This window comes from Klebsiella sp. K5-306, from assembly GCF_051835185.1.
GTDB classification, from domain to species: domain Bacteria; phylum Pseudomonadota; class Gammaproteobacteria; order Enterobacterales; family Enterobacteriaceae; genus Klebsiella; species Klebsiella oxytoca.
Map to the genome: position 1 here is coordinate 160666 of NZ_JAIFJY010000007.1, position 25560 is coordinate 186225.

General features: G+C 56.1%; 27 protein-coding genes. 16 read left to right on the forward strand and 11 right to left on the reverse strand.

Annotation, left to right across the window (positions count from 1 at the left end):
• Positions 1 to 2: 2 nt before the first annotated feature.
• From K2184_RS13270 to K2184_RS13300, 7 genes are all read left to right on the forward strand, one after another.
• Positions 3 to 1376, forward strand: coding sequence for a galactitol-specific PTS transporter subunit IIC (locus tag K2184_RS13270; protein WP_004106027.1), 1374 nt, complete (start codon positions 3 to 5; stop codon positions 1374 to 1376).
• 46 nt (positions 1377 to 1422) lie between these two features.
• Positions 1423 to 2466, forward strand: coding sequence for a galactitol-1-phosphate 5-dehydrogenase (gene gatD, locus K2184_RS13275; RefSeq protein ID WP_004106028.1), 1044 nt, complete (start codon positions 1423 to 1425; stop codon positions 2464 to 2466).
• Between the two features lie 110 nt (positions 2467 to 2576).
• The gene (locus K2184_RS13280; RefSeq protein ID WP_004106029.1) at positions 2577 to 3350 is read left to right on the forward strand and encodes a DeoR/GlpR family DNA-binding transcription regulator; all 774 of its coding nucleotides are present in this window, start codon (positions 2577 to 2579) and stop codon (positions 3348 to 3350) included.
• 328 nt (positions 3351 to 3678) lie between these two features.
• Positions 3679 to 4248, forward strand: coding sequence for a fimbrial protein (locus K2184_RS13285; RefSeq protein WP_004106030.1), 570 nt, complete (start codon positions 3679 to 3681; stop codon positions 4246 to 4248).
• A gap of 60 nt (positions 4249 to 4308) precedes the next feature.
• Positions 4309 to 5001 (forward strand): fimbrial biogenesis chaperone, encoded by a 693-nt coding sequence (locus K2184_RS13290; protein ID WP_004106031.1) that lies wholly within the window; start codon positions 4309 to 4311, stop codon positions 4999 to 5001.
• Positions 5002 to 5057: 56 nt separating this feature from the next.
• The gene (locus tag K2184_RS13295) at positions 5058 to 7583 is read left to right on the forward strand and encodes a fimbria/pilus outer membrane usher protein (protein ID WP_032744999.1); all 2526 of its coding nucleotides are present in this window, start codon (positions 5058 to 5060) and stop codon (positions 7581 to 7583) included.
• Between the two features lie 13 nt (positions 7584 to 7596).
• The gene (locus K2184_RS13300; RefSeq protein ID WP_023321674.1) at positions 7597 to 8676 is read left to right on the forward strand and encodes a fimbrial protein; all 1080 of its coding nucleotides are present in this window, start codon (positions 7597 to 7599) and stop codon (positions 8674 to 8676) included.
• A 50-nt stretch (positions 8677 to 8726) separates the two neighbouring features.
• Here K2184_RS13300 and rsmI read toward each other — a convergent pair whose 3' ends face one another.
• The gene (rsmI, locus tag K2184_RS13305) at positions 8727 to 9587 is read right to left on the reverse strand and encodes a 16S rRNA (cytidine(1402)-2'-O)-methyltransferase (protein WP_023321675.1); all 861 of its coding nucleotides are present in this window, start codon (positions 9585 to 9587) and stop codon (positions 8727 to 8729) included.
• 63 nt (positions 9588 to 9650) lie between these two features.
• Here rsmI and K2184_RS13310 point away from each other — a divergent pair, with 63 nt between their 5' ends.
• The 4 genes from K2184_RS13310 (at position 9651) to dolP (ending at position 13463) form a co-directional block, all read left to right on the forward strand.
• On the forward strand, positions 9651 to 11732 hold the full coding sequence (locus K2184_RS13310) for a penicillin-binding protein activator (protein ID WP_163524793.1): 2082 nt from the start codon (positions 9651 to 9653) through the stop codon (positions 11730 to 11732).
• On the forward strand, positions 11690 to 12076 hold the full coding sequence (locus tag K2184_RS13315) for a YraN family protein (RefSeq protein WP_004106044.1): 387 nt from the start codon (positions 11690 to 11692) through the stop codon (positions 12074 to 12076). Before K2184_RS13310 ends, K2184_RS13315 begins: the two co-directional genes overlap by 43 nt.
• Positions 12077 to 12287: 211 nt before the next feature.
• Positions 12288 to 12878, forward strand: coding sequence for a DnaA initiator-associating protein DiaA (gene diaA / locus K2184_RS13320; RefSeq protein WP_002918211.1), 591 nt, complete (start codon positions 12288 to 12290; stop codon positions 12876 to 12878).
• Between the two features lie 9 nt (positions 12879 to 12887).
• Complete coding sequence (gene dolP / locus K2184_RS13325) at positions 12888 to 13463, forward strand: division/outer membrane stress-associated lipid-binding lipoprotein (RefSeq protein ID WP_004106049.1); 576 nt, start codon at positions 12888 to 12890, stop codon at positions 13461 to 13463.
• Here dolP and K2184_RS13330 read toward each other — a convergent pair.
• The 3 genes from K2184_RS13330 to K2184_RS13340 all read right to left on the reverse strand — a co-directional run bounded on the left by K2184_RS13330 (position 13456) and on the right by K2184_RS13340 (position 15374).
• Positions 13456 to 13614, reverse strand: coding sequence for a hypothetical protein (locus K2184_RS13330; RefSeq protein ID WP_023321677.1), 159 nt, complete (start codon positions 13612 to 13614; stop codon positions 13456 to 13458). The genes dolP and K2184_RS13330 overlap by 8 nt on opposite strands.
• On the reverse strand, positions 13614 to 14654 hold the full coding sequence (locus tag K2184_RS13335) for a permease (RefSeq protein WP_004106051.1): 1041 nt from the start codon (positions 14652 to 14654) through the stop codon (positions 13614 to 13616). The genes K2184_RS13330 and K2184_RS13335 overlap by 1 nt, the downstream gene beginning before the upstream one ends.
• Before the next feature lie 69 nt (positions 14655 to 14723).
• Positions 14724 to 15374 carry an NAD(P)H-binding protein gene (locus K2184_RS13340; RefSeq protein ID WP_017145358.1) on the reverse strand — a complete coding sequence of 217 codons (651 nt, stop codon included), beginning with the start codon at positions 15372 to 15374 and terminating at the stop codon, positions 14724 to 14726.
• A 128-nt stretch (positions 15375 to 15502) separates the two neighbouring features.
• Here K2184_RS13340 and K2184_RS13345 point away from each other — a divergent pair, with 128 nt between their 5' ends.
• Positions 15503 to 16021, forward strand: coding sequence for a type 1 glutamine amidotransferase domain-containing protein (locus tag K2184_RS13345; protein WP_004106053.1), 519 nt, complete (start codon positions 15503 to 15505; stop codon positions 16019 to 16021).
• Here the strand turns inward: K2184_RS13345 and K2184_RS13350 are convergent.
• Positions 16001 to 16444, reverse strand: coding sequence for a YhbP family protein (locus K2184_RS13350; RefSeq protein WP_004106054.1), 444 nt, complete (start codon positions 16442 to 16444; stop codon positions 16001 to 16003). The genes K2184_RS13345 and K2184_RS13350 overlap by 21 nt on opposite strands.
• A gap of 55 nt (positions 16445 to 16499) precedes the next feature.
• Between K2184_RS13350 and K2184_RS13355 the strand changes: the two genes are divergently transcribed.
• The gene (locus K2184_RS13355) at positions 16500 to 16784 is read left to right on the forward strand and encodes a GIY-YIG nuclease family protein (protein WP_023321678.1); all 285 of its coding nucleotides are present in this window, start codon (positions 16500 to 16502) and stop codon (positions 16782 to 16784) included.
• On the opposite strand, the gene K2184_RS13360 is transcribed toward K2184_RS13355, so the two are convergent.
• The gene (locus K2184_RS13360) at positions 16771 to 17274 is read right to left on the reverse strand and encodes a GNAT family N-acetyltransferase (protein ID WP_023321679.1); all 504 of its coding nucleotides are present in this window, start codon (positions 17272 to 17274) and stop codon (positions 16771 to 16773) included. The genes K2184_RS13355 and K2184_RS13360 overlap by 14 nt on opposite strands.
• Entirely contained in the window at positions 17268 to 17792 is a 525-nt protein-coding gene (gene ubiT / locus K2184_RS13365; protein WP_004106057.1) for a ubiquinone anaerobic biosynthesis accessory factor UbiT, read from the reverse strand. Before ubiT ends, K2184_RS13360 begins: the two co-directional genes overlap by 7 nt.
• A 221-nt stretch (positions 17793 to 18013) precedes the next feature.
• Between ubiT and ubiU the strand changes: the two genes are divergently transcribed.
• The 3 genes from ubiU to K2184_RS13380 all read left to right on the forward strand — a co-directional run bounded on the left by ubiU (position 18014) and on the right by K2184_RS13380 (position 21047).
• The gene (gene ubiU, locus K2184_RS13370) at positions 18014 to 19009 is read left to right on the forward strand and encodes a ubiquinone anaerobic biosynthesis protein UbiU (protein WP_023321680.1); all 996 of its coding nucleotides are present in this window, start codon (positions 18014 to 18016) and stop codon (positions 19007 to 19009) included.
• 8 nt (positions 19010 to 19017) lie between these two features.
• Positions 19018 to 19896: a U32 family peptidase gene (locus K2184_RS13375; protein ID WP_023321681.1), complete on the forward strand. Its 879-nt coding sequence runs from the start codon at positions 19018 to 19020 to the stop codon at positions 19894 to 19896.
• A gap of 143 nt (positions 19897 to 20039) precedes the next feature.
• Positions 20040 to 21047: a luciferase-like monooxygenase gene (locus K2184_RS13380; protein ID WP_004106061.1), complete on the forward strand. Its 1008-nt coding sequence runs from the start codon at positions 20040 to 20042 to the stop codon at positions 21045 to 21047.
• 32 nt (positions 21048 to 21079) lie between these two features.
• On the opposite strand, the gene mtr is transcribed toward K2184_RS13380, so the two are convergent.
• The 4 genes from mtr to nlpI form a co-directional block, all read right to left on the reverse strand.
• Positions 21080 to 22324, reverse strand: coding sequence for a tryptophan permease (gene mtr / locus K2184_RS13385; protein WP_017145353.1), 1245 nt, complete (start codon positions 22322 to 22324; stop codon positions 21080 to 21082).
• Between the two features lie 144 nt (positions 22325 to 22468).
• Entirely contained in the window at positions 22469 to 24421 is a 1953-nt protein-coding gene (locus K2184_RS13390; protein WP_016809829.1) for a DEAD/DEAH family ATP-dependent RNA helicase, read from the reverse strand.
• Positions 24414 to 24494 (reverse strand): protein YrbN, encoded by an 81-nt coding sequence (yrbN, locus tag K2184_RS13395; RefSeq protein ID WP_085903200.1) that lies wholly within the window; start codon positions 24492 to 24494, stop codon positions 24414 to 24416. Before yrbN ends, K2184_RS13390 begins: the two co-directional genes overlap by 8 nt.
• Before the next feature lie 100 nt (positions 24495 to 24594).
• A complete protein-coding gene (nlpI, locus tag K2184_RS13400) occupies positions 24595 to 25479 on the reverse strand; it encodes a lipoprotein NlpI (RefSeq protein ID WP_004106088.1) in 885 nt (294 codons plus the stop codon).
• Positions 25480 to 25560: the final 81 nt, after the last annotated feature.

The following is a 25560-nucleotide window of genomic DNA, read 5'->3' on the forward strand; positions in this document are numbered from 1 at the left end:
CCATGTTTAGCGAAATCATGCGTTATATCCTCGATCTTGGTCCGACGGTGATGCTGCCTATCGTGATCATTATCTTCTCCAAAATACTGGGGATGAAGCTCGGGGATTGTTTTAAATCTGGCCTGCATATCGGCATTGGCTTTGTCGGTATCGGCTTGGTTATCGGCCTGATGCTCGACTCTATCGGCCCGGCGGCAAAAGCGATGGCTGAGCATTTCCAGATTAACCTGCACGTGATTGATATTGGCTGGCCGGGGTCGTCACCGATGACCTGGGCGTCGCAAATCGCGCTGGTGGCGATTCCTATCGCCATCGCAGTCAACATTTTCATGCTGGTCACTCGGATGACTCGCGTCGTGAACGTCGATATCTGGAACATCTGGCATATGACCTTTACCGGCGCCATGCTGCATATCGCGACCGGTTCTTACTGGATTGGTATTCTTGGCGTAGTGGTGCATGCAGCTTTCGTTTACAAGCTCGGCGACTGGTTTGCGAAGGATACCCGCGACTTTTTCGGCCTTGATGGCATCGCCATACCGCACGGTAGCTCGGCTTATTTAGGGCCGATAGCGGTGCTGGTCGATACGATTATCGAAAAAATCCCCGGCCTGAACCGCATTCACTTCAGCGCTGACGACATTCAGAAACGCTTCGGTCCGTTTGGCGAACCGGTCACCGTCGGTTTTGTGATGGGTCTGGTCATCGGCGCGCTGGCGGGCTACGACCTGAAGGGAATTCTCCAGCTGGCGGTCAAAACCGCGGCCGTCATGCTGCTGATGCCGCGCGTTATCAAACCTATCATGGATGGCCTGAACCCGATTGCCAAACAGGCGCGTAAACGTCTGCAGGCGAAGTTTGGCGGCCAGGATTTCCTGATTGGTCTCGATCCGGCGCTACTGCTTGGGCATACCTCGGTCGTATCGGCCAGCCTGATCTTTATTCCGCTCACTATTCTGATCGCGGTTGTGGTGCCGGGCAACCAGGTCCTGCCGTTCGGCGATCTCGCGACCATTGGATTCTTCGTCGCCATGGCGGTGGCGGTACACCAGGGGAACCTGTTCCGCACGCTGATTTCCGGGATCACCCTGATGGGGATCACGCTATGGATTGCGACGCAGACCATCGGCCTGCATACCCAGCTGGCGGCTAACGCCGGGGCTCTGAAGACAGGCGGCCTTGTGGCCTCTATGGACCAGGGCGGTTCACCGGTTACCTGGCTGCTCATTCAGCTCTTCACCTGGCAAAACGTGGTGGGCTTTGTGGTTATCGGCGTCATCTATGTCGCCGGCGTGCTGTTGACGTGGCGTCGGGCGCGCAGCTTCGCCGCCGCAGAGAAAGCCACCGCCGCGCAGCAAAGCCCGAGCGTTTCTTAATCTCAAGGGGGAGCATTCGCTCCCCCGGACATTTCTGGAGAATATTATGCAATCAGTGGTTATCCATGCTGAGGGGACAGTGTGCGTTGAAGAACGCCCGATACCGGCCCTACAAACGGAAAACGATGTCCTGGTCAAAGTCGTCAGCTCTGGATTGTGCGGTTCTGATATTCCGCGCATCTTCGCCAAAGGCGCCCACTACTATCCCATCACCCTGGGTCACGAGTTCAGCGGTTATGTTGAATCTTACGGCTCAGCGGTGACCGACCTGCAACCGGGCGACGCGGTAGCCTGCGTGCCTCTGCTCCCCTGCTTTAGTTGTCCCCAATGTCAGCGCGAATATTTCTCTCTCTGCAAGCAGTATCAGTTTGTCGGTTCGCGCAGCGAAGGCGGAAATGCGCAGTACGTGGTAGTTAAACGCGCCAACCTGTTCCGTCTGCCGGATCAGATGCCGATTGATGACGGCGCGTTTATTGAACCGATTACCGTCGGTCTGCACGCCTTTCATCTGGCGCAGGGCTGCGAAGGGAAAAACGTGATTATTATTGGCGCAGGCACGATTGGCCTGCTGGCGCTGCAGTGCGCCCGCGAACTGGGCGCCAAAAGTATTACGGCTATTGATATCAACCCGCAGAAGCTGGAGCTGGCAAAAACGCTCGGCGCAACGCACGTCTTTAACAGTAAGGAGATGAGCGGCAAACAGATTCAAACGGCGCTGGAAGAGATTCAGTTCGACCAACTGGTGCTGGAAACCGCCGGCACGCCGCAAACCGTGGCGCTGGGCATTGAGGTCGCCGGACCGCGTGCGCAGCTGGCGCTGGTGGGCACGTTGCACCATGATTTGACGCTGCCTTCCGCCACCTTTGGCCAGATTCTCCGTAAAGAGCTGACTATCGTTGGTAGCTGGATGAATTACTCCGGTCCGTGGCCGGGAGAAGAGTGGCAAACGGCGGCTCGGCTGCTGACGGAAAAACGCATTCAGCTTGCCCCGCTTATCGCCCACATCGGCGATGCCGAAAGCTTTGCCCGCGAAGTCCAGGCGCTCAACGGCGCGCCGATGCAGGGGAAAATCCTGCTTAAACTCTCCTGACCGCCTGAGCCAGCAATCTGCGCTGGCTCACATAACCTTTCGAAAATTATCGTTCAACTTTCATTATCCTTCGATTACACTAAGATCAGTTAATTATCAGGCAAATTAATATGAACTCATTCGAGCGAAGGAACAAAATTGTCGAAATGGTCAATACGCAGGGTAGCGTATTGGTGCTGGACCTTTCGAATCTCTTTGGCATCTCCGAAGTGACTATCCGGGCCGATCTCCGCTTGCTGGAGGAAAAGGGATTACTCACCCGCTTTCACGGCGGCGCCGCGAGGCCCGGCAGCAATTTAACCGAAGGAGATAGCCAGGAAGTGGTGCTGGAAGAGCGTTATCAACTGGCCAGCGACCCGAAAAAGCGAATAGCCCAGGCCGCGGCGGCAATGATTAGCGAAGGCATGACGGTGATCCTGGATAGCGGCAGCACCACCCTGCTGATTGCCGAGGCGCTGGTACGTATGACCAATATTACGGTGATTACCAATAGCTTACCCGCAGCGTTTACGCTTTCAGAAAATAAAGATATCACCCTGGTGGTGTGCGGTGGCACCGTGCGCCACAAAACGCACTCGATGCACGGCACCATCGCTGAACGCTCGCTTCAGGGCATCAGCGCCGATCTCATGTTCGTCGGCGCGGACGGTATCGACACCACCAACGGCATCACGACCTTCAACGAAGGCTACTCCATCAGCGGCGTCATGGCAGCCGCTGCGCATAAGGTCGTTGCCGTGCTGGATGCCAGCAAATTTAATCGTCGCGGCTTCAACCAGGTTCTGCCGATGGAGAAAATAAACTGCGTGATTACCGATGACGGGATTAGCGGGGAATATCTCGCAGAGTTAAAAAACACACCCATTGAGTTACAAATCGTCTAGACAACCCGGCAGATATTAAACATCTGCCTTTTGTCACTTGATTAATATTATAAAAAAAAACCTATAAAAATAGCTTGCTAACCGGTACGTTCATGAATTCATTTTTAATAAAATTAGTTCATAAACCCATTCCTGAAAACTTTTATTTAAACGTAAATTAAGCACATTTAACTTTACAGCGAATTACCATAAATACAATCCTAAAACCCGCCTCAGCCAATATGAATTCATAAAAAGTTCAATATAATCTTCGTCGTGATGATTTATGAAAAAAGCTTAATCACCATAAAAGATGTTTTCCAAAAAAAATACATGGATGAGGTAAAAAATGAATGTAATTGCAAAGTCCGTTGCAGTTGGATTACTGGCAATGGCTGCAGGCAGCGCCTGGGCAAGCGATGGTACTATTGAATTCACGGGTGAAATCACCACCTCTACCTGTGAATTCGCTAACGGCGATACGGTAAATGTTGAACTGGGCCATTACTCTAATACCCAGTTTAAAACCGTAGGCGACAAATCACCGACTACCCCGTTCACCATTCCGCTGACCAATTGCCCAACTGAAGCCTGGAAACATGTTGATGGCAGCGAAAGCAAGTCGTTCCAGCTCTGGCTGGAAACGCGTAATGGCGGTACTACGGGCGCAAATAACGATCTGGTTGCAGTAACGGGTTCGGCCACGCCTGCGACCGGCGTCGGTATTCGCATCGACCGCGCTTCCGACGGAGCCCAGCTGGCGCTCAATAAACTGAACGACACCCCGGTCACTTTTGATATCACGGGTGAACAAACGGACGTCAATCTGCAGGCTTACTACGTCTCTACCGTTGAATCTTCGGCCATCACCGCCGGGGAAGCGAACGCTTCCGTCGACGTTACCATCGATTATCGTTAATTCTCACGTTGTGCTTTTACCCACCATATGGTGGGTAAAACTTTTTATTGGAGCCGCAGGATGAAAGGGAAAACCCTGGTAGCATTGGCCTTGTTGCTTGGAGGATGGGTCAGCCAAAGCCTGGCCGGCGGGATCGTTCTGCAAACCACGCGGGTGATTTACGACGCCAGTAAAAAAGAGGCCGCCCTGCCCGTTGCCAATCACAGCAGCAAAATGCCCTATTTATTGCAATCATGGATTGATAATCCGCAAGGAACAATCCGCGGGCCGTTTATTATGACCCCGCCGCTGTTTCGCCTGAATGCCGGCGACGACTCCTCATTGCGCATTATTAAAACCGAAGGCAATTTGCCGGAAGATAAAGAGTCGCTGTTTTACGTTAACGTGCGGGCTATTCCGGCCCAATCGAAAAGTGAAGCGGAAAAAACCAACGCGCTGACCCTGGTATTTAAAACCAGAATAAAGCTTTTCTATCGCCCGGCGCATCTTAAAGGCGCCCCGCAGGATGCGTGGAAATCTATACAATATAAGCGAACGAATAATACCTTAGATATCTATAACCCATCCGCCTATTACGTGGTATTTGCCGGCATCGCATTGGGTAAAACAGATTTAACCAATCAGGTTGACTATATCGCTCCCGGCGAGCACAAACAAATTCCGCTACCTGCCGCATCGGGTAATACCGTGCAGTGGGCCGCCATCAATGACTATGGCGGTACCACGGCAAAAGAAACTCGGGTACTGCAATAACGCTTACGCAGGCAAGACGTAAATAACAATAAATAACGGATACGGGCAATCAGGGAATGCAAAGCAACACCACAGGGAAAAAAAACGTGCTGGCGCTTAAAAGCCTTGCTTACAGGGTCAGGCACGCTTTGCCGATGATGCTGGCCGGCAGCGGCCTGATATGCCATGTCGCGCAGGCCGACGACTTTTATTTCGATCCTTCGCTGCTGGAAACCAACAAAAGCGGCCTGCAAACGGTAGATCTATCAGCCTTCTCTCAGGACAGCGCCCAGCTACCCGGCGAGTATATCGTTGATATTTATATTAATAATAAGAAGCTGACGCAGCGTAAAATCCCGTTTGTCGCCGGAGATAACCACCAGCTTATCCCCCAGTTTACCGTCGGCCAGCTGCGCGAGCTGGGCTTTAAAGTTGATGAGATCCCGGCGCTGGCGAAGCTGGACGATGCAGCAAAAGTCACCAACCTCGCGCAAACGGTGCCGAACAGCAGCAGCGAGCTGGATCTCAACCACGGTAAGCTGAACATGAGCGTACCGCAAATTATGCTCTACCGCGATGCCAGAGGCTATGTTGACCCCTCCCGCTGGGACAATGGCATCCCGGTGCTGTTCACCAACTATAACTTTACCGGTTCAGAGAGCCGCTACGACGGCGGCGAGCGCAGCAGGCGCCAGTATCTGAACATGCAGAACGGCGCCAACCTCGGCCCGTGGCGGCTGCGCAACTACTCGACCTGGACGCACAACAGCGACACTTCGCAGTGGGACAGCATTAATACCTGGCTGCAGCGGGATATCAAAAGCCTCAAATCGCAGCTGGTGATGGGCGAAAGCGCGACTGACGGCAGCGTGTTCTCCAGCTATCAGTTTACCGGCGCGCGGCTCTATTCCGATGACAGCATGCTGCCTAACAGCCAGCGCGGCTTTGCGCCGACGATCCGCGGGATCGCTAACTCCAGCGCTATCGTGACGGTTCGTCAGAACGGTTACACCATTTACCAGAGCACCGTGCCTGCCGGCGCTTTCGAGATCAACGATCTGTACCCCTCCTCATTCAGCGGCGATTTAGACGTGACGATTGAAGAGGCTGACGGCACCACGCGCCATTTTGTACAGCCGTTCTCCTCCCTGCCGATGATGCAGCGGCCGGGGCACCTCAAATATAGCGTCACCGCCGGGCGCTTTCGGGCGGCAGGCTCGGAGGACAGTAAAGAACCGGAGTTTATTGAAACTACGGGGATTTACGGCCTGAGTAACACCTTTACGCTGTACGGCGGCCTGACGGGCTCCGAGGATTACCAGGCGTTAACTCTGGGTATCGGCGGTACGCTGGGAGAGTTTGGTGCCCTGTCGATGGATATTGGCCGGGCGGATACCCGCTTTGATAACGGCGACAGCGATTCCGGCTACAGCTGGCGCACCCAGTACATTAAAGATATTCCAGAGACCGGCACCAATCTATCGCTGGGCTATTACCGCTATACCAGCACTGGCTACTTCACGTTCTCAGATGCCAACCAGCGGGATATCGACGCTGACGATCGGCAGAGCAGCGAAATCCAGTTCAGCATTAATCAGAATCTGTTTACCGGCGTCAGTTTTTACGCTTCCGGTTCGCAGCAGGAATACTGGGACAAAGGGCAGAAGGACAAAAACCTGTCGATTGGCCTCAGCGGCAACCTGTGGGGTGTCAGCTATAACGTCAGCGGCCAGTTTACCGACTATGCCGATCGCGACAGCGATCGTTCGCTGTCCATCAGCCTCAGCGTACCGCTGGACCGCTGGCTGCCGCACGCTAACGCCAACTGGCGGATCACCAGCCAGAAGGAGCAAGCGACCCAGCATGAAGTCGGAATCAACGGCTCTCTACTGGAAGATAGCCGTCTGAGCTACAGCCTGAAACAGCGGCAGAGCAAGAATAACGACAGCAACGGCAGCAGCCTCTACGGCAGCTATCGTTCCGCCTACGGCACCGTCAACGCCGGTTACGATTACAGTTCCGATAACCACCAGATGAGCTATGGCCTGGCCGGCGGCATCGTGGCGCACAGCCACGGCGTCACCTTGTCGCAGCCGCTGGGTAACGCCTTTGCGCTGATTGATGCCGATGGCGCCTCTGGTATACGCGTCAAAAACTATCCCGGAATCGCTACCGACTACTTCGGCTATGCCGTGATCCCCTACCTGACCTCTTATCAGGAGAACCGTATCTATCTGGATACCACCACGATGCCGGATGACGTCGACGTCACCCAGACCATGAAGCTGGTGGTTCCGAGTCAGGGAGCGGCTGTGACCGCGCAGTTTAGCGCCAAAATTGGCCAGCGCGTGCTGCTGACGCTGACCGACAGAAACGGTAAACCGCTGCCGTTTGGCGCGATGGCCAGCAGCGAAAGCCAGCAGCAGCAGAGCATTGTTGATGAAGGCGGCGTGCTCTATCTCACCGGCGTCAACGAACGGCCGCAGGCCTGGAACGTGCGCTGGGGGAATGAAGAGCATCAGCAGTGCCGATTTACGTTTAGCCTGCCCGCTAACGGCCAGCGCACAGCCTCCGTTATTCGGGCCACGACAACATGCCGCTAAGGAACAAAACACCATGAAAAACGCGATTTATCTTTTAACCGGCGGCATTGCTCTCGCCCTGTTTGCCGCAGCACCGGCACGCGCGGCGATGGGCGGCTGCGAAGCCGTAGGCGGGCCTGTTAATTTTATCACCAGCTTTGCCAACGACTGGACAAAAGAGCAAAACGTCGCCGGGACTTTAATAGACATGACCTCCGGCACCACCTCTGGCGGTAGCTATAAAATGGTTTGCGACTGTCCCGCCAACACCGGGGTTAATCTCTACTATTCAGCAACCACGCCGTTAGCTAGCTCCGGCTATTCTGGATTTCAAAAATTAAATGATAATCTGGATATTAAAACGGTGATTACCGATGTACCTGGCGTATCGGCGCTTACGGTTCCTACTAACATAAACTCACCGGTTAGGGGAGAAGGTTATTTTAAGGCTGCAAACGATAATGGCGTATGTAATGGGGATCCTGACGAACAGCGCGCCGGGACATTTACCGTAGGCAGTAACGTCAGCATTACCTTTCGCGTCACGCAATCTTTTTTAGGCCGGATGGAGATCCCGAGCACGCATATTGCTACCCTCCAGTCGGCCTGGAGTAGCACCGTTAGTTATGCAAAAAACGTCTACAAAGATATTGCCGATATCTATCTCGAGGGCAGCATCACCGTTCCGCAAAGCTGTAAGATTAACGAAGGCGATGTCATTCGGGTCGACCTTGGGCAAATCAGCGCCTCAAAATTCACCACTAAGGACCACATGCCTGACGGATATACGCCTGTAAAGTTTGATATTGTCTACGATTGTGGGGATGCGTCATTATATCAAAAATCTGACACTCTTGAACTTGTTGTGCAGGGTGATGACGTCGTGAGTCAGTACGTGCTCGCAGCCCGCCGCAGGGAATCAGATAATGTTGCTGATGTTGGTATTATGATGCGCCATAACGTCAATATACCCATGAATGGTGGATCGATAACTTTAGATAAATCAGCTCCAGGCGCTGTACAGCTGCAAGCCCAACCCATTAATCTGGTCGGCGGAGTACTGCAGCCAGGCCCGTTCCACGGCTCAGTGACCCTCACCGCAACGGTTAGATAGCCACATCCGCCTTTCCTGACGCGCTATCAGGAAGGCGGTAATTCGCAGTATTACCCCTGCTGCTCCAGAGCATACTTATACAGCGCGTTTTTCTTCACGCCGTGAATTTCTGCGGCCAGGGCAGCGGCTTTTTTCAACGGTAGCTCGGCCTGCAGCAGGGCCAGCGTGCGCAGCGCCACCGCCGGCAGCGCCTCTTCCTGCGCTTTAAAACCCTCGACGATGAGCACCATCTCGCCTTTACGGCGGTTTTCATCTTCTTTCACCCATGCCAGCAGCTCGCCGATGGGCGCGCCGTGAATCGATTCCCAGGTTTTGGTTAGCTCTCGCGCCAGCACCACGTAGCGGGACTTGCCCAGTACCGTGCAGATATCTTCCAGGCTTTCCAGCAGGCGGTGGGTCGATTCATAGAAGATAATGGTGCGCGGCTCTTCTTCCAGCGCCTTCAGCGTATCGCGACGCCCTTTAGACTTCGCAGGCAGAAAACCTTCGTAGCAGAAACGATCCGACGGCAGCCCCGCCGCGCTCAGCGCCGCAATCGCCGCGCAGGGGCCGGGCAGCGGCACCACGCGGATATTGGCCTCGCGGCAGGTGCGCACCAGATGGTAACCGGGATCGTTAATCAGCGGGGTTCCGGCATCGGAAACCAGGGCGATGTTTTGCCCCTCTTTTAGCTTCGCCACCAGCGTTTCCGCTTTTTGCTGCTCGTTATGGTCATGAAGCGCAAATAACCGGGCGTTAATCGCAAAATGCTGCAGCAGCAAACCGGTATGGCGGGTATCCTCGGCCGCAACTAAATCAACGGTTTGCAACACTTCCAGCGCGCGTTGCGTGATATCAGACAGATTCCCTATCGGAGTGGGCACAATATAGAGCTGTCCCTGAGAATTATCTGCTGATTCGTGTTGTTTCATTGTCTCGTCCGTATTGCCGAATTAATATTGAGCATTGAGCCAAAAAAATATCACTGGACACATATGGTACCGTCAACATTTCTTCGTTCTAAACCCGTGCGTTGTCTGCCCGTACTGCTGGCCGCTCTGATCTTTGCCGGCTGCGGCACCCACACCCCGGACCAAAGCACGGCGTATTTGCAGGGTACGGCACAGGCAGACTCCAGTTACTATCTGCAACAGATGCAGCAAAGCTCGAATGATAGCAAGACCAACTGGCAATTACTCGCCATTCGTGCACTGCTGAAAGAAGGTAAGAAACCGCAGGCCGTTGAGCTGTTCAACCAGCTGCCGTCCGGTCTTAACGCTGCGCAAAGTCGCGAACGGTCGTTGCTGGCGGTAGAAGTGAAGCTGGCGCAGAACGACTTCCAGGGCGCGCAGGCGCTGCTGAGCAAACTCGATCCGGCAAGCTTTGAGCAGAACCAGCTGCCGCGCTACTGGCAGGCGCAAATTGACGCCAGCCAGGGGCAGCCTTCGCTGAACCTGCTGCGGGCCCTGGTCGCCCAGCAGCCGCTGCTGAGCCTGGCCGCGCAAAAGCAGAAGAACATCGACGCGACCTGGAAAGCGCTCACCGCGATGACCAAAGATCAGGCCTACGCGCTGGTGATTAACGCCGACGAGAACGTTCTGCAGGGCTGGCTGGACCTGCAGCGCATGTGGTTTGATAACCGCAGCGATCCGACGATGCTCAAAGCAGGCATCAAAGACTGGCAGACCCGCTATCCGCAAAACCCGGGCGCGAAAATGCTGCCGACGCAGCTCGTCAATATGCAAAACTACCGGGCCGCATCGACCAATAAAATCGCGCTGCTGCTGCCGCTTAACGGCCAGGCGGCCATTTTTGGCCGGACTATCCAGCAGGGCTTTGAAGCGGCGAAAAACGGCGCGCCTGCCGTTTCCGGAAGCGCGGTGCCCGCCCAGGTCGCCCAGGCGGCGAATGTTGCCGATAGCGCAGTGGTAAGCCCGTCGCAGGCGGAAGTAACCGATCTGACGGCGACGAACAGCGCTCAGGCGCCAGTACAAACGCCAGCTGCCGACCAGGCGCAAGCTCAGGCGCCGGTCACCGCACCGGAGGCGACATCCGCCCCGGCGCCGGAGACCACCAGCCAGCCGGTACAGGCATCGCAGACTCAGGCTGTGTCCGCCACCCCGGCTAACCCGGCCGCCGAGCTGAAAATCTATGACACCACCACGCAACCGATGAGCCAGCTACTGGCTCAGGTACAGCAGGACGGCGCGACCATCGTCGTCGGCCCGCTGCTGAAAGATAACGTCGAACAGGTCATCAAGAGCAATACCTCGCTGAACGTGCTGGCGCTCAACCAGCCGGAGAAAATCGAAAACCGGATTAATATCTGCTATTTCGCCCTCTCTCCGGAAGACGAAGCTCGCGACGCGGCGCACCACATACACGATCAGGGTAAACAGACTCCGCTGCTGCTGGTACCGCGCGGCGCGCTGGGCGATCGCGTGGTTAATGCCTTTGCCAATGAGTGGCTGAAGCTGGGGGGCGGCACGGTACTGCAACAGCGTTTAGGTTCCACGGCCGAGCTGCGCGGCAGCGTTAACAGCGGTATTTCATTAAGCGGTACGCCGGTTTCTACCCTGCCGTCAGCGCAGGACAGCGCTCTGGGAAGCCCGAGCGATATGCCGGTCAGCAGCACCGGCGGCGTCGACGCCGCGTACATCCTGGCGACGCCGGAACAAATTGCTTACGTCAAGCCGATGATTGCCCTGCGTAACGGTAGCCAGAGCGGCGTGACGTTGTACGCCAGCTCCCGCAGCGCCCAGGGAACCTCCGGCCCGGACTTCCGTCTGGAGATGGAAGGCCTGCAATACAGCGAAATCCCGATGCTGGCGGGAAGCAACCCGGCGCTGCAGCAGCAGGCGCTGGCCGCCGTTCGTAACGACTACTCGCTGGCGCGCCTGTACGCCATGGGCGCCGACGCCTGGTCTCTGGCCAACCACTTCTCGCAGATGCGCCAGGTGCCAGGCTTTGAGCTGAACGGCAATACCGGCGATCTTACGGCCACGCAGGATTGCGTGATCAACAGGAAACTGTCATGGCTCAAATACCAGGGTGGGCAAATCGTCGCAGCCAACTAAGTAAACAGACCGGCGATGCCTGGGAAATGCAGGCGCGCCGCTGGCTGGAGCGCCAGGGTTTGCGCTTTATCGCCGCCAATGTCCGCGAGCGCGGCGGCGAGATTGACCTCATCATGCGCGACGGTAGCGTCACCGTATTTGTCGAAGTACGCTATCGTCGCAGCGCAAGCTACGGCGATGCCGCTTCCAGCGTCACGCCGCAAAAGCAACAAAGACTGCTCAAAGCCGCGCGTCTGTGGCTCTGCCGACAGAATGGGAGCTTTGAGACTGTGGATTGCCGTTTCGATGTGGTAGCCTTCACCGGAAACGACATCCAATGGCTAAAAAACGCCTTTGGCGAATAGCGTACACCCAAAATAATTGGAGTTGCAGGACAAAGCACTTGTGCTTTGAACAGCGCTGGCGCTGGCCCCGAAGGGGCGAGACCGCAGGCCGAGTAACGCGGCAAGCGAGAAAGTCCCGATGAGCTGACTCAAGTCAGTGATTCGGGCGAACGAGCGTAGCCAACGCACAAGCAACCTGAAGTATGATGGGTAAAATGAATTAAGGGATCCCGTGCTCGACAGAATCAAAGCCTGCTTCACCGAAAGCATTCAAACCCAAATTGCAGCAGCGGAAGCACTCCCGGACGCCATCTCCCGTGCGGCTATGACGCTCGTACAATCGCTGCTGAACGGCAACAAAATTCTCTGTTGTGGTAATGGCACTTCCGCCGCCAACGCACAGCATTTTGCTGCCAGCATGATTAATCGTTTCGAAACTGAACGCCCTGGTTTACCCGCCATTGCACTAAATACCGATAATGTGGTCTTAACCGCAATTGCCAACGATCGCCTGCATGATGAAATCTATGCCAAGCAGGTGCGTGCGTTGGGACACGCCGGCGACGTACTGCTGGCGATTTCTACGCGCGGCAATAGCCGGGATATCGTGAAAGCCGTGGAAGCGGCGGTCACCCGCGATATGACTATCGTGGCGTTAACCGGTTATGACGGCGGTGAACTGGCTGGCCTCTTAGGGCAGCAGGACGTCGAAATCCGCATTCCCTCGCATCGCAGCGCGCGAATTCAGGAAATGCATATGCTCACCGTCAATTGTCTGTGCGATTTGATCGATAACACGCTTTTTCCACACCAGGACGATTAAGGAGAACACATGAAGGCTCTCTCGCCCCTCGCCATTCTGCTGTCTGCGCTACTGCTTCAGGGATGCGTTGCCGCAGCGGTAGTTGGCACGGCAGCGGTCGGCACCAAAGCCGCGACGGACCCGCGTACGGTAGGTACTCAGGTGGATGACAGCACGCTGGAGCTACGCGTCAACAGCGCGCTATCCAAAGATGAACAAATTAAGAAACAGGCCCGCATCAACGTGACCGCCTACCAGGGTAAAGTCCTGCTGACCGGTCAGTCTCCAACGCCAGACCTCTCCGCGCGCGCGAAGCAAATCGCAATGGGCGTAGAAGGGACAACGGAGGTGTTTAATGAGGTGCGTCAGGGCCAGCCGATCGGCTTAGGTACCGCCTCTTCGGATACCTGGATCACCACCAAAGTCCGCTCCCAGCTGCTGGGTACCGACCAGGTGAAATCCTCCAACGTGAAGGTAACAACCGAAAATGGCGAAGTGTTCCTGATGGGTCTGGTTACCGATCGTGAAGGACGCGCGGCGGCGGATATCGCCAGCCGGGTAAGCGGCGTGACTCGCGTCACCACCGCTTTTACCTATATCAAGTAAACGTTAACCCCCCGGCTTGCGCTTTGCTGAGCCGGGCTACGGGTTCATCGCCTGCTGTAGACCCGTAGCCCGGACAGGCGCACAGCGCCGCCTCCGGGAAGGTCATCAGCAAGCCCGGACAGGCGCGCAGCGCCGCCTCCGGGAAAGTCATCAGATTAAAGCCAGCCCGCCAACCACCGCGCCGCACAGCGCCACCAGCCCGCCGGTGAGCCACAGCGCCTTCGCCGGAAACGCTTTCCGCAGCATAATCAGTGACGGTACGCTGACAGCAGGCAGCGTAATCAGCAGCGCCAGCGCGGGCGCCACGCCCATACCTGCCAGCATCATCGTCTGCACTATCGGAATCTCCGCCGCCGTCGGAATAACAAACAGGCAGCCGGCAATCGCCATAGCAATCACCCAGAACAGCGTGTTATCTACCACCCCATCGGCATGAGGGAATAACCACACCCGCGCGGCTCCCAGCACCAGCACCGCCAGAATATAAACCGGGATAGTGTTCCAGAACAGCGTCCAGAGAGCGCGCAGCCAGCGGCTAAAGAAACCGTCCTGCACGGTTGCAACCGGCTGTTCAGGCACCGAAACCGGCTGCGTCGCCGCCTCTTTTACCCATTTCTGCACCAGCGTTGCGACCACCAGCACCGTCGCCAGACCAGCCAGCAGGCGCACCAGCGCAAACTGCCAGCCCAGCACAAAGCCCATAAACACCAGCGTCGCCGGATTGAGCAGCGGATTGCCCAGCCAGAACGCCAGCGCGCCGCCCATCGAGGCCTGCTGTTTACGCATTCCTGCCGCCACCGGCGCGGCGCAGCAGGTGCACATCATGCCCGGCAGAGAGAATACGGTTCCCAGCAGCGTACCGCGAAAACGCGCCTGCCCCAGCGTGCGCAGCAGCCAGTCACGCGGGATCAGCACCTGAATCAGCGAACCCAGCAGCACGCCCAGGACCGCCGCTTTCCATACGGCCAGGAAATAGACCAGGGCGTAATCCCAGGCCGCAGCGAAAGGGTTATCGTTACTGTTAGCAAGGATAGATTTGCCGATACTGTGCGTCTCTGCGGCAGTGAAGGCTTTGCCATAGTAGGGTTGCCATTTAACGAACCACAGACCAACGATAACGACGAGAAAAAAGAGCGCGGGCTTCCACCATTGAAACGGTGATGCCACCTGAGATGAAGACTGACCAGCCATAGCATTCCCCGGGGAGTGTCATGATAAATTGAGGACATGAATACTACGCCTCCGGGGAAATTTTGGAAATCAGTAATCCCCCGAGCGTGCCGCCCTTTCGCGCAGCTGCGACGAAGAGAGAATTTGTACGCCCTCCTGCGTGGGCGATAGCGCCTCCGCGAGTAGCGCGCTCGCCACGTCCCGCGCCTCTATTGACTTCAGATTTCCCGGCAGCAGATTGAAAAGCGGCGCAAAGAGCGTTTCGCCGGCGCGTTTTTTTTCGCGCTCGCCTATCAGCATTGACGGGCGGGCAATGGTCAGGCGCGGCCACTGCTGCGCAATCAGCGCCTCTTCCATCTCACCCTTTACACGATTATAGAAAAAGGGCGAATGCGCATTGGCCCCCATCGCGCTGACGACCAGCATATGCTGCGCGCCCAGCTTTTTTCCCACCAGCGCGGTATCAATGACCAGCGTATAATCGGCATGCACAAACGCCTCTTTGCTACCCGCTTCCCGGCGGGTAGTCCCCAGACAGCAGAAAACGATATCTATCGGATCGACAACCTGCGCCAGGGCGTCCGTTAGCTGCGGATCGTGGGGGTTAAAGACGCCGGAGATATCGGCCAGCGGCCGACGCGTCGGGGCGGCAACGGACTTAACGCCCGGCGCGTTGAGTAGCATTCGAAGTAAGTGACCGCCAACTAACCCGGTTGCCCCCGTTATCAGTACCTGACTCATCGAAACTCCTTTGCAGATTTTTCTATGTTGCGATCCCAGCCTCATGTTCCAGACTTAATACTCTACGAGGTAATTATCCATCATCATCAGGGAAATGCCTCATTCCACACCAAAACACTGGAGGAAGAATGAGTAAGAAGATAGCCGTTTTAATTACCGACGACTTTGAAGACTCGGAGTTCACCTCACCCGCGGACGCCTATCGTCTGGCCGGTCATGAGGTCGTGACGATTGAAAAACAGGCGGGGAAGAAGGTAAAAGGGAAAAAAGGGGAAGCTGAAGTCGTTATCGATAAAGCCATTGATGACGTCACCCCTGCCGACTTCGACGCTCTGCTGCTACCGGGCGGTTATTCACCGGACGCGCTGCGCGGAGACGAACGCTTTGTCACCTTCACCCGCGATTTTGTGAACAGCGGCAAACCGGTATTCGCCATCTGTCACGGTCCGCAGCTGTTGATTAGCGCCGATGTGATTCGCGGGCGTAAGCTGACAGCCGTGAAGCCTATCATCGTCGACGTGAAAAACGCCGGTGGCGAATTCTACGATCAGGAAGTGGTTATCGACAACGAGCAGCTGGTGACCAGCAGAACCCCGGACGACCTGCCGGCGTTTAATCGAGAAGCTTTACGTCTGCTCGGTGCCTGATTCACGCAGCCAGTGCAGCTTTTTACCAAAGCCCAGCGTGTTATCGGTGAACTTAAGCTCATCGGGGAGAATCTCCCAGACGGGCGCCGATAGCATGCGGGCAACCGGAAAACGGCTGACGTAACGCTTACGCATCGCCGCCTCTTCCTCCCCGGACAGGCGGCGAATTTGGCCTTTAAACTGGACGCCGCGGATCAAGGCGACGGTCTTCGGCTGGCCGTTTACCGTTCCGGCCACCCTGGCGCCTTTCCCGGTCATCTGGCCGTGGCGCGTTTTTTCATCGCTAAGCAAATAAAAGGCGACCTTTTCCGGGTCATAAACGTAAAAGGCATTGGCGCACCACAGTTCGTCATCGCGGGCGACGCACCAGGTCACGACATGCTGCTTTCCCAGCCAACGGCTGATAGCGGCGAGCGTATCCATCTTTACTCTCCAGTATGTTATGGTGCTCACACCTTAACATAGCGACCTCTGTACCGTGTGCTGGTTTCTCTATCTGATTCGTACCGCCGATAATCGCCTTTATACCGGGATTACTACCGATGTCTCACGCCGCTTTTGCCAGCACCAGGACGGCAAAGGCGCGAAAGCGCTGCGTGGTAAGGGAGAGCTTCAGCTGGCCTTCAGCCGGGAAGTTGGTGAGCACTCACTAGCACTGCGACTGGAGTATCGTATCAAGCAGCTAACGAAGCGCCAGAAAGAGCGCCTCGTTGCCGGAGACGGTTCGTTTGAGGCGCTGTTGAAAAGCCTCAGAAGCGGTTAAAGTGGTCGCTGTATTCGACCAGCCCGCTGACGCCATCAAGGGCGTTATCGGCCAGACGGTGAACCTGGAAAGCTTCCGCGCTATCCGGCCAACGGCAGTGCAGATTAAAACGCGCTGCGGGTTCAAAGCCCAGACGACCATAAAGCGCCGGATCGCCAAGGGTGACAACAGCGGCATAGCCAAACTCGTTCAGTGAATCGAGCCCTTCATAGACCAGCTGACGACCGATGCCCTGACCGCGGTAGCTTTCATCGACCGCCAGCGGAGCCAGTCCAACCCACTGCAGCTCTTCGCCTTCAACGGCAACCGGGCTAAAGGCCGCATAGCCCACGACCTGACCTTCGTCATCCGTCGCCACCACGCCCAGCGTGATCAGGCCATCTTCACGTAGGCTGTGCACCAGCTGCGCTTCCGCATCGCTGCCGAAGGTACGACGCAATAGCGCGTCGATTCCCGGTGCATCAATCCCAATTTCTACTCGAATCAGCATGCCTCACCTACCGATGTCTGTTCAGGTTTCTGCGGGCCTTTCAGGCCTGCTTCAACAAAGTCCGCCAGCTGCAGCAGCATAATACGCAGCGCCCTGGGCATCTGCTCCAGCTCAATGGCATCCATCAGGTTTTTTACATAAAGACCCAGCTCGGTATCGCCTTCGATAACCAGGCGACGCTGGAAGAACAACGTATCCGGATCCTGCTTGCGTGCCGCAATCATCAGCAGGTCGCTGGCGTCGGCGCTAAAGCTGACGTCCGCTTCAGCCGCCGGGCTGACCACCAGACGGCCGTTAATCACCGAGGTATACCACAGCAGGCCGATATCACGCACATGAATACTTAACCAGCGCCCCTCGAGAAAATCCAGCTCCCCATCCGCCAGCGCCTGGCGAAACTGCCAGCTTAATACCTGTTCCAGCACCTGGCGCTTGAGGGCAAAAGGCGCCAGCTTAACCGGCACGCTTATTAACGACGGGCCAAAGTGAACCAGTTGGGAACGCAGTTTATCCAACACAAGCTTTACTCCATGAATGCAATAGTTCCTCTATTGTGCCATATCAAATAAACGACATAGCGGCGTAAATCAACAAAATCACGATGTCGGGCCGCTGGTATTGATCCCGCCAATACGCTTTTAACTGCCTCAAATCAAAAATTGTCACCAGAAGGTTAACTAAAATCCCAGCTCATTAACCATCCAGCGTCCCTGACGGGCCGCGTTTTTCAGGAAAAATTATGGAGCTGCTCTGCCCAGCCGGTAACCTTCCGGCGCTTAAGGCGGCCATCGAAAACGGCGCCGATGCCGTCTATATCGGGCTGAAAGATGACACCAACGCCCGCCACTTTGCCGGCCTTAATTTCACCGAAAAGAAACTGCAGGAAGCCGTCAGCTTTGTGCACCAGCATCGTCGTAAACTGCATATTGCCATCAATACCTTCGCGCATCCTGATGGCTATACCCGCTGGCAGCGCGCGGTAGATATGGCGGCCCAGCTGGGCGCCGACGCGCTGATCCTCGCCGATATCGCAATGCTGGAGTATGCCGCCGAGCGCTACCCGCACATCGAGCGTCACGTTTCCGTTCAGGCCTCGGCCACTAACGAAGAAGCGGTAAAATTTTATCATCGCAACTTTGACATCGCCCGCGTGGTGCTGCCGCGCGTACTGTCGATTCACCAGGTCAAACAGCTGGCCCGCGCCACGCCGGTGCCGCTGGAGGTCTTCGCCTTCGGCAGCCTGTGCATTATGGCGGAAGGCCGCTGCTATCTTTCCTCTTATCTGACCGGCGAATCACCGAATACCGTCGGCGCCTGTTCGCCGGCACGCTTCGTGCGCTGGCAGCAAACGCCGCAGGGACTGGAATCACGCCTTAACGAAGTGCTGATCGACCGCTATAGAGATGGTGAAAATGCCGGCTATCCCACCCTCTGTAAAGGGCGGTATCTGGTCGACGGCGAGCGCTACCACGCACTGGAAGAGCCCACCAGCCTGAACACCCTGGAGCTGCTGCCGGAGCTGATGGCGGCAAATATTGCCTCGGTCAAAATCGAGGGCCGCCAGCGCAGTCCGGCGTACGTCACCCAGGTGGCGAAAGTCTGGCGTCAGGCGATCGATCGCTGCAAAGCCGATCCGCAAAACTTCGTGCCGCAGTCCGCGTGGATGGAGACCCTCGGTTCGATGTCCGAAGGGACGCAAACCACCCTTGGCGCCTATCACCGTAAATGGCAGTGAGAACAGCAATGAAATATTCATTAGGGCCGGTGCTTTATTACTGGCCAAAAGAGACGCTGGAAGATTTTTACCAGCAGGCAGCCAGCTGCAGCGCGGACACGATTTATCTCGGCGAAGCGGTATGCAGCAAACGCCGCGCCACCAAAGTCGGCGACTGGATCGAGATGGCGAAAGCGCTGGCGGGAAGCGGCAAACAGATAGTGCTTTCCACCCTCGCGCTGGTGCAGGCGTCCTCGGAACTGGGCGAACTGAAGCGCTATGTCGATAACGGCGAATTTCTGATTGAAGCCAGCGATCTCGGCGTCGTTAACCTGTGCGCGGAACGTAAACTGCCGTTCGTCGCCGGCCATGCGCTCAACTGCTACAACGCCGTCACCCTGCGTCTGCTGCTTAAGCAAGGTATGGTGCGCTGGTGTATGCCGGTCGAGCTTTCCCGCGACTGGCTGGCGAACTTGCTGACCCAGTGCGACGAACTGGGCATTCGCAACCAGTTTGAGGTAGAGGTGCTGAGCTACGGCCATCTGCCGCTGGCCTACTCCGCCCGCTGCTTTACCGCCCGTTCGGAAGACCGACCCAAAGACGAGTGCGAAACCTGCTGCATAAAATATCCTAACGGGCGCGATGTGCTCTCGCAGGAGAACCAGCAGGTATTCGTCCTCAACGGCATTCAGACCATGAGCGGCTACGTCTATAACCTCGGGAATGAGCTGAGCACCATGCACGGGCTGGTGGATATGGTCCGCCTGTCGCCGCTGGGCAGCGAGACCTTTGCGATGCTGGACGCCTTCCGGGCAAATGAGAACGGCGCAGCGCCGCTACCGCTGACGGCGAACAGCGACTGCAACGGCTACTGGCGGCGGCTGGCCGGACTGGAACTGCAGAGCTGATTAACCGCTCACTTTGTTAATGGCTATCGCTGCTTTTTAATGCACTATTAAAGATGCAGCTTTTCTGGCAGGCGTATCGCGGATGCGCCAGGCTGGAAGAAGACCTTCAATCTGATGACTATGCTGTAGCAAAGTGAGCCTTTATGACTGACAAATCTGTTTCATTCTCGGTGCTCGACCTGGCGCCAATCCCGCAAGGATCTTCCGCAAAGGAAGCTTTCTCCCACTCTTTAGATCTGGCGCAGCTGGCGGAAAAACGCGGTTATCATCGCTACTGGCTGGCCGAGCACCATAATATGGTCGGTATTGCGAGCGCCGCGACCTCGGTGCTGATTGGCTATCTTGCCGCCCATACCACCACTCTGCATCTGGGCTCCGGCGGCGTGATGCTGCCTAACCATTCGCCGCTGGTGATTGCCGAGCAGTTCGGCACGCTCAATACGCTCTACCCCGGTCGTATCGATCTCGGCCTTGGGCGCGCGCCAGGTAGCGATCAGCCGACCATGCGCGCGCTGCGTCGCCATATGAGCGGCGATGTTGATAACTTCCCGCGCGATGTCGCGGAGCTGGTGGACTGGTTCGACGCCCGCGATCCTAATCCGCACGTACGGCCGGTTCCCGGCTATGGCGAGAAGATACCTGTCTGGCTGCTCGGCTCAAGCCTTTACAGCGCTCAGCTGGCGGCGCAGCTGGGGCTGCCGTTCGCCTTTGCCTCGCACTTCGCGCCGGATATGCTCTTCCAGGCCCTGCACCTCTACCGCACCCACTTCCAGCCGTCAGAACGGTTAGAGAAGCCGTATGCGATGGTATGCATTAACATTATTGCCGCCGATAGCGACAGAGATGCGGAATTTCTGTTTACGTCCATGCAGCAGGCGTTCGTCAAACTGCGCCGGGGCGAGACCGGACAACTGCCGCCGCCGGTGCAAAATATGCATCAGCTGTGGTCCGCTTCAGAGCAGTACGGCGTTCAGCAGGCGCTGAGCATGTCGCTGGTCGGCGATAAAGCGAAAATCCGCCACGGGCTGGCATCGATTCTACGGGAGACCCAGGCTGATGAGATCATGGTTAACGGCCAAATCTTCGATCATCAGGCGCGCCTACATTCATTTGATTTGGCGATGCAGGTGAAAGAAGAGCTGATCGGGTAGTGAGCAATGCGGCATTTTTGCCGCATTTTCAATTATTGATAGGTGGGTAATACGTTAAAGCTTGAGAGGAAATGCACGATAACGTTACCCAGCCCAAACAGCAGCACCAAAGCGATCATCGGCTTTCCACCCCAAACGCGAAACAATGGGCTGCCAAAACGTTTACGCGATGCGCGAGCCAGCAGCGCCGGTACAATTGCCGCCCAGATCGTCGCGGCCAGACCTGCATAGCCGATCGCATAGAGGAATCCGTTCGGCCACAGCAAGCCTCCCGCCATCGGCGGAACGAAGGTCAGTACCGCTGTTTTAAAACGTCCCAGCGCGGAGTCATCGAAGCCGAACAGATCCGCCAGATAATCAAACAGCCCCAGCGTTACGCCAAGGAATGAACTGGCAACGGCAAAGTTCGAAAAGATGACTAACAGCAGATCCAGGCTCCGGCTGTTCAGCACTCCGCTGAGTGCCTGGACCAGGACATCTATATTGCCCCCCTTCTGCGCGATGCCGATAAATTCAGGGCGCGGGATATTGCCCATCGTCACCAGCAGCCACACCACGTACAGACCCAGCGCCAGCAGCGTACCGTAAACCAGGCATTTCACGATTGTGCGCGGATCTTTGCCGTAGTACTTCATCAGGCTCGGCACGTTGCCATGATAGCCGAAAGATGCGAGACAGAACGGCAGCGTCATCAGCAGATAGGGCATATACGAGGCATTTTGTTCAGCCACGTTAAACAGCGTGGTCGGCTGGACGTGCCCCAACAGGCTGCCAAAGGTCAGAAAGAAGGTAATGACCTTAGCTCCCAGCACAATGGCCGTCATGCGGCTCACCGCTTTGGTGCTCAACCAGACGATAAACGCCACCAGTAGCGCAAAACCAAAACCGGCCGCCCTTGCCGGTACGTTCAGCGACATTTCGCTAAACGTATGGTGCAGGATCGAGCCGCTGGCGGAGATATAGGCGTAAGTCAGAATATAAAGTACAAAGGCGATCGACACGCCGTTAACCAGATTCCAGCCTTTACCGAGCAGATCTTTAGTAATGGTATCGAAGCTCGAACCAATCCGATAATTCAGGTTCGCTTCGAGGATCATCAACCCGGAATGCAGCATACAAAACCAGGTAAAAACCAGCGCCGCCAGAGACCAGAAGAACCATGCGCCGGACATTACAACCGGCAGCGAAAACATGCCCGCGCCAATAATTGTCCCGCCGATAATCACTACGCCGCCAAATAAGGACGGTCGGGTTGCCGTAGTGGTAAGTGTCGCCATTTGCCGAAATCTCCAGTCGAAAATACTTTTCTTGTTATCAACGTGACGCACTGTACCAGTACACGAGTACAAAGGAAATAAAAAAAGCCCCAATCGTTAAGATCGGGGCTGTATCGTTTACTTTACGTTAGCGGAAAGCGCTAATTATGCATCGCCACCGAAACGACGACGACCTGCGGAGTCGTCACGACGCGGCGCTGAAGCATCATCGCGGCGCGGCGCGCGGCCACCTTCGCGACGTTCACCGCTGAAACGACGACCTTCACCACGGCCGCCTTCGCGACGCTCACCGCCGAAACCACGACCTTCACGACGTTCACCGCCGCCGAAGCTACGGCCGCCTTCACGACGCTCACCGCCGCCACGACGTTCGCCGCTGCGCTCAGGGCGCGGCTGAGCATCGCCCAGCAACTGCATGTTCATCGGCTTGTTCAGGATGCGGGTACGCGTAAAGTGCTGCAGCACTTCGCCCGGCATGCCTTTCGGCAGTTCGATGGTGGAGTGAGAACCAAACAGCTTGATGTTACCAATGTAACGGCTGCTGATATCGCCTTCGTTCGCGATGGCGCCAACGATATGACGAACTTCAACGCCGTCATCACGGCCCACTTCAATGCGGTACAGTTCCATATCGCCAACGTCACGACGCTCACGCTTCGGACGATCTTCGCCACCGCGATCGCCGCGCGGGCCACGATCGTTACGGTCGCCACGACGTTCGAAACGATCGTCACGGTCGCGGAACTCGCGCTTAGGACGCATAGGCGCATCCGGCGGCAGGATCAGCGGACGTTCGCCCTGCGCCATTTTCAGCAGCGCTGCGGCCAGCGTTTCCACGTCCAGCTCTTCGCCTTCGGCAGACGGCTGGATTTTCGCCAGCAGCGCGCGGTACTGATCCAGATCGCTGCTTTCCAGCTGCTGCTGAACTTTCGCGGCAAATTTTTCCAGGCGACGTTTGCCCAGCAGCTCTGCGTTCGGCAGTTCAACTTCCGGAATGGTCAGCTTCATCGTACGTTCGATATTGCGCAGCAGACGACGCTCGCGGTTCTCAACGAACAGCAGCGCGCGGCCAGCGCGACCCGCACGACCGGTACGGCCGATACGGTGAACGTAAGACTCGGAATCCATCGGGATATCGTAGTTAACCACCAGGCTAATACGCTCAACGTCCAGGCCACGAGCCGCAACGTCGGTTGCAATCAGGATATCCAGACGACCGTCTTTCAGACGCTCCAGAGTCTGCTCACGCAGGGACTGGTTCATGTCGCCGTTCAGCGCAGCGCTGCTATAGCCGCTACGCTCCAGCGCTTCGGCCACTTCCAGGGTCGCATTTTTGGTACGAACGAAGATAATCGCCGCATCAAAATCTTCCGCTTCCAGGAAACGCACCAGCGCTTCGTTTTTACGCATACCGTAAGCAGTCCAGTAGCTCTGGCTGATGTCCGGGCGAGTCGTGACGCTGGACTGGATGCGCACTTCCTGCGGCTCTTTCATAAAGCGGCGGGTAATACGACGAATCGCTTCCGGCATGGTGGCAGAGAACAGAGCGGTCTGATGACCCTCCGGGATCTGCGCCATAATGGTTTCTACGTCTTCGATGAAGCCCATGCGCAGCATTTCGTCAGCTTCATCCAGTACCAGACCGCTCAGTTTAGAGAGATCCAGCGTACCGCGTTTCAGGTGGTCCAGCAGACGACCCGGGGTACCGACAACGATTTGCGGCCCCTGACGCAGTGCGCGCAGCTGCACGTCATAACGCTGGCCGCCGTACAGGGCAACCACGTTTACGCCGCGCATATGTTTAGAGAACTCCGTCATTGCTTCAGCAACCTGTACCGCCAGTTCGCGGGTCGGCGCCAGCACCAGAATCTGCGGTGCTCTCAGCTCAGGATCAATGTTGTTCAGCAGCGGTAAAGAGAACGCTGCGGTTTTACCGCTACCCGTCTGGGCCATACCCAGAACGTCGCGGCCGCCCAGCAGATGCGGAATGCACTCAGCCTGGATCGGAGATGGTTTTTCGTAACCCAGATCGTTAAGCGCTTCAAGGATGGGAGCCTTCAGGCCCAGATCTGCAAATGTGGTTTCGAATTCAGCCATGTAGTACGTGTGCCTCAAAATTAATGGCGGCCAGTCTACATAACTCATCGTGAAAATTTACGGTAATTTTCATTGAAAAGTGTGAACCGGCTCAAAGTAGGTGTATTAACGAACAACAACGCCCTCACCCGCTAAGGTGATGGCAATCAAAAAAGGGCTGATGTGTTCGTCAGCTATTGCTGGTCCGATTCTGCCAGGTCATCTTGCTCCTGGCCCAAGAGCGATAATTCCAACAATGCGTATCGGTGCTCAACGTAGTTATGAACGTTGTTTGCGACCGCCAGTTTGAACAGTGCCGTAGCGCTGTCCTTGTCCCCCAGACTTAGGTAGTACTTACCTAAATAGAAGTTGGTTTCACTGAGATGCTCAGCGAGCGAGGTGTTATCCGTTGCGTCTGCCTTCAGACGGTCCATTAGCTCTTTTTCGCTAATGTCGCCAAGGTAGAACCCGACAATGTTCCATCCCCATTGTTCTTTGTCCGACTTGTTTAAGCGCTGTCTCAGTGCTTCAAGCGCCCGCTTCTCATCGAGCTGACGCTCGGCGAGATAAAGCCACAGGCTTCGGAAAGGATCATTGGGATCGTCTTGATAAAACGCCAGCAGATCATCTTGCGCTAACTTAGCACGACCGCCGTAATACAGAGCGATGCCGCGATTTAAGTGCGCGTAGTTGTAAGTTGGATCAAGCTCAAGTACAGAATCAAACGCTTCATAGGCAGCATCAAAATTGCCTGCCTGCGTTAAATAAATGCCTAAGTAATTGAATACTTCAGGCATATCCGGTCGGATTGCCAGCGCTTGTGAAAAATCATTTCGCGCTAATGCCCTCAGACCGAGACTATCATACAACACTCCGCGCTCATATAAAAGCTGTGCGCGTTCGTCATCGGTTAAAGCCCGACTGGCAAGAATTTGTTCCATGCGCGCCAGAATCACTTCCTGCTGCAAAGTCGGTTGCAATGGCACCGCGAGGACTGCGTCCTTACGCCAGGCAGAGTTGCTGCATCCTGCCAGCGTGAGAGCTGTCGCCACGAAACACCAGCGCAAAAAAGGCTTCATTTCCCACTCCCGAAGACAACGATTGGATGAACGTCCAGTTCCCCGGCTGCAAACAGGGCTTCCTGCCCGCAATGCGCCCTC

Excerpts from the sequence above, each read along its gene's own strand:
- K2184_RS13270 (WP_004106027.1), top strand. The coding sequence starts at position 3 with ATGTTTAGCGAAATCATGCGTTATATCCTCGATCTTGGTCCGACGGTG.
- gatD (WP_004106028.1), top strand. The coding sequence starts at position 1,423 with ATGCAATCAGTGGTTATCCATGCTGAGGGGACAGTGTGCGTTGAAGAA.
- K2184_RS13280 (WP_004106029.1), top strand. The coding sequence starts at position 2,577 with ATGAACTCATTCGAGCGAAGGAACAAAATTGTCGAAATGGTCAATACG.
- K2184_RS13285 (WP_004106030.1), top strand. The coding sequence starts at position 3,679 with ATGAATGTAATTGCAAAGTCCGTTGCAGTTGGATTACTGGCAATGGCT.
- K2184_RS13290 (WP_004106031.1), top strand. The coding sequence starts at position 4,309 with ATGAAAGGGAAAACCCTGGTAGCATTGGCCTTGTTGCTTGGAGGATGG.
- K2184_RS13295 (WP_032744999.1), top strand. The coding sequence starts at position 5,058 with ATGCAAAGCAACACCACAGGGAAAAAAAACGTGCTGGCGCTTAAAAGC.
- K2184_RS13300 (WP_023321674.1), top strand. The coding sequence starts at position 7,597 with ATGAAAAACGCGATTTATCTTTTAACCGGCGGCATTGCTCTCGCCCTG.
- rsmI (WP_023321675.1), bottom strand. The coding sequence starts at position 9,587 with ATGAAACAACACGAATCAGCAGATAATTCTCAGGGACAGCTCTATATT.
- K2184_RS13310 (WP_163524793.1), top strand. The coding sequence starts at position 9,651 with ATGGTACCGTCAACATTTCTTCGTTCTAAACCCGTGCGTTGTCTGCCC.
- K2184_RS13315 (WP_004106044.1), top strand. The coding sequence starts at position 11,690 with ATGGCTCAAATACCAGGGTGGGCAAATCGTCGCAGCCAACTAAGTAAA.
- dolP (WP_004106049.1), top strand. The coding sequence starts at position 12,888 with ATGAAGGCTCTCTCGCCCCTCGCCATTCTGCTGTCTGCGCTACTGCTT.
- K2184_RS13330 (WP_023321677.1), bottom strand. The coding sequence starts at position 13,614 with ATGACTTTCCCGGAGGCGGCGCTGCGCGCCTGTCCGGGCTTGCTGATG.
- K2184_RS13335 (WP_004106051.1), bottom strand. The coding sequence starts at position 14,654 with ATGGCTGGTCAGTCTTCATCTCAGGTGGCATCACCGTTTCAATGGTGG.
- K2184_RS13340 (WP_017145358.1), bottom strand. The coding sequence starts at position 15,374 with ATGAGTCAGGTACTGATAACGGGGGCAACCGGGTTAGTTGGCGGTCAC.
- K2184_RS13345 (WP_004106053.1), top strand. The coding sequence starts at position 15,503 with ATGAGTAAGAAGATAGCCGTTTTAATTACCGACGACTTTGAAGACTCG.
- K2184_RS13350 (WP_004106054.1), bottom strand. The coding sequence starts at position 16,444 with ATGGATACGCTCGCCGCTATCAGCCGTTGGCTGGGAAAGCAGCATGTC.
- K2184_RS13360 (WP_023321679.1), bottom strand. The coding sequence starts at position 17,274 with ATGCTGATTCGAGTAGAAATTGGGATTGATGCACCGGGAATCGACGCG.
- ubiU (WP_023321680.1), top strand. The coding sequence starts at position 18,014 with ATGGAGCTGCTCTGCCCAGCCGGTAACCTTCCGGCGCTTAAGGCGGCC.
- K2184_RS13375 (WP_023321681.1), top strand. The coding sequence starts at position 19,018 with ATGAAATATTCATTAGGGCCGGTGCTTTATTACTGGCCAAAAGAGACG.
- K2184_RS13380 (WP_004106061.1), top strand. The coding sequence starts at position 20,040 with ATGACTGACAAATCTGTTTCATTCTCGGTGCTCGACCTGGCGCCAATC.
- mtr (WP_017145353.1), bottom strand. The coding sequence starts at position 22,324 with ATGGCGACACTTACCACTACGGCAACCCGACCGTCCTTATTTGGCGGC.
- K2184_RS13390 (WP_016809829.1), bottom strand. The coding sequence starts at position 24,421 with ATGGCTGAATTCGAAACCACATTTGCAGATCTGGGCCTGAAGGCTCCC.
- yrbN (WP_085903200.1), bottom strand. The coding sequence starts at position 24,494 with ATGAAAATTACCGTAAATTTTCACGATGAGTTATGTAGACTGGCCGCC.
- nlpI (WP_004106088.1), bottom strand. The coding sequence starts at position 25,479 with ATGAAGCCTTTTTTGCGCTGGTGTTTCGTGGCGACAGCTCTCACGCTG.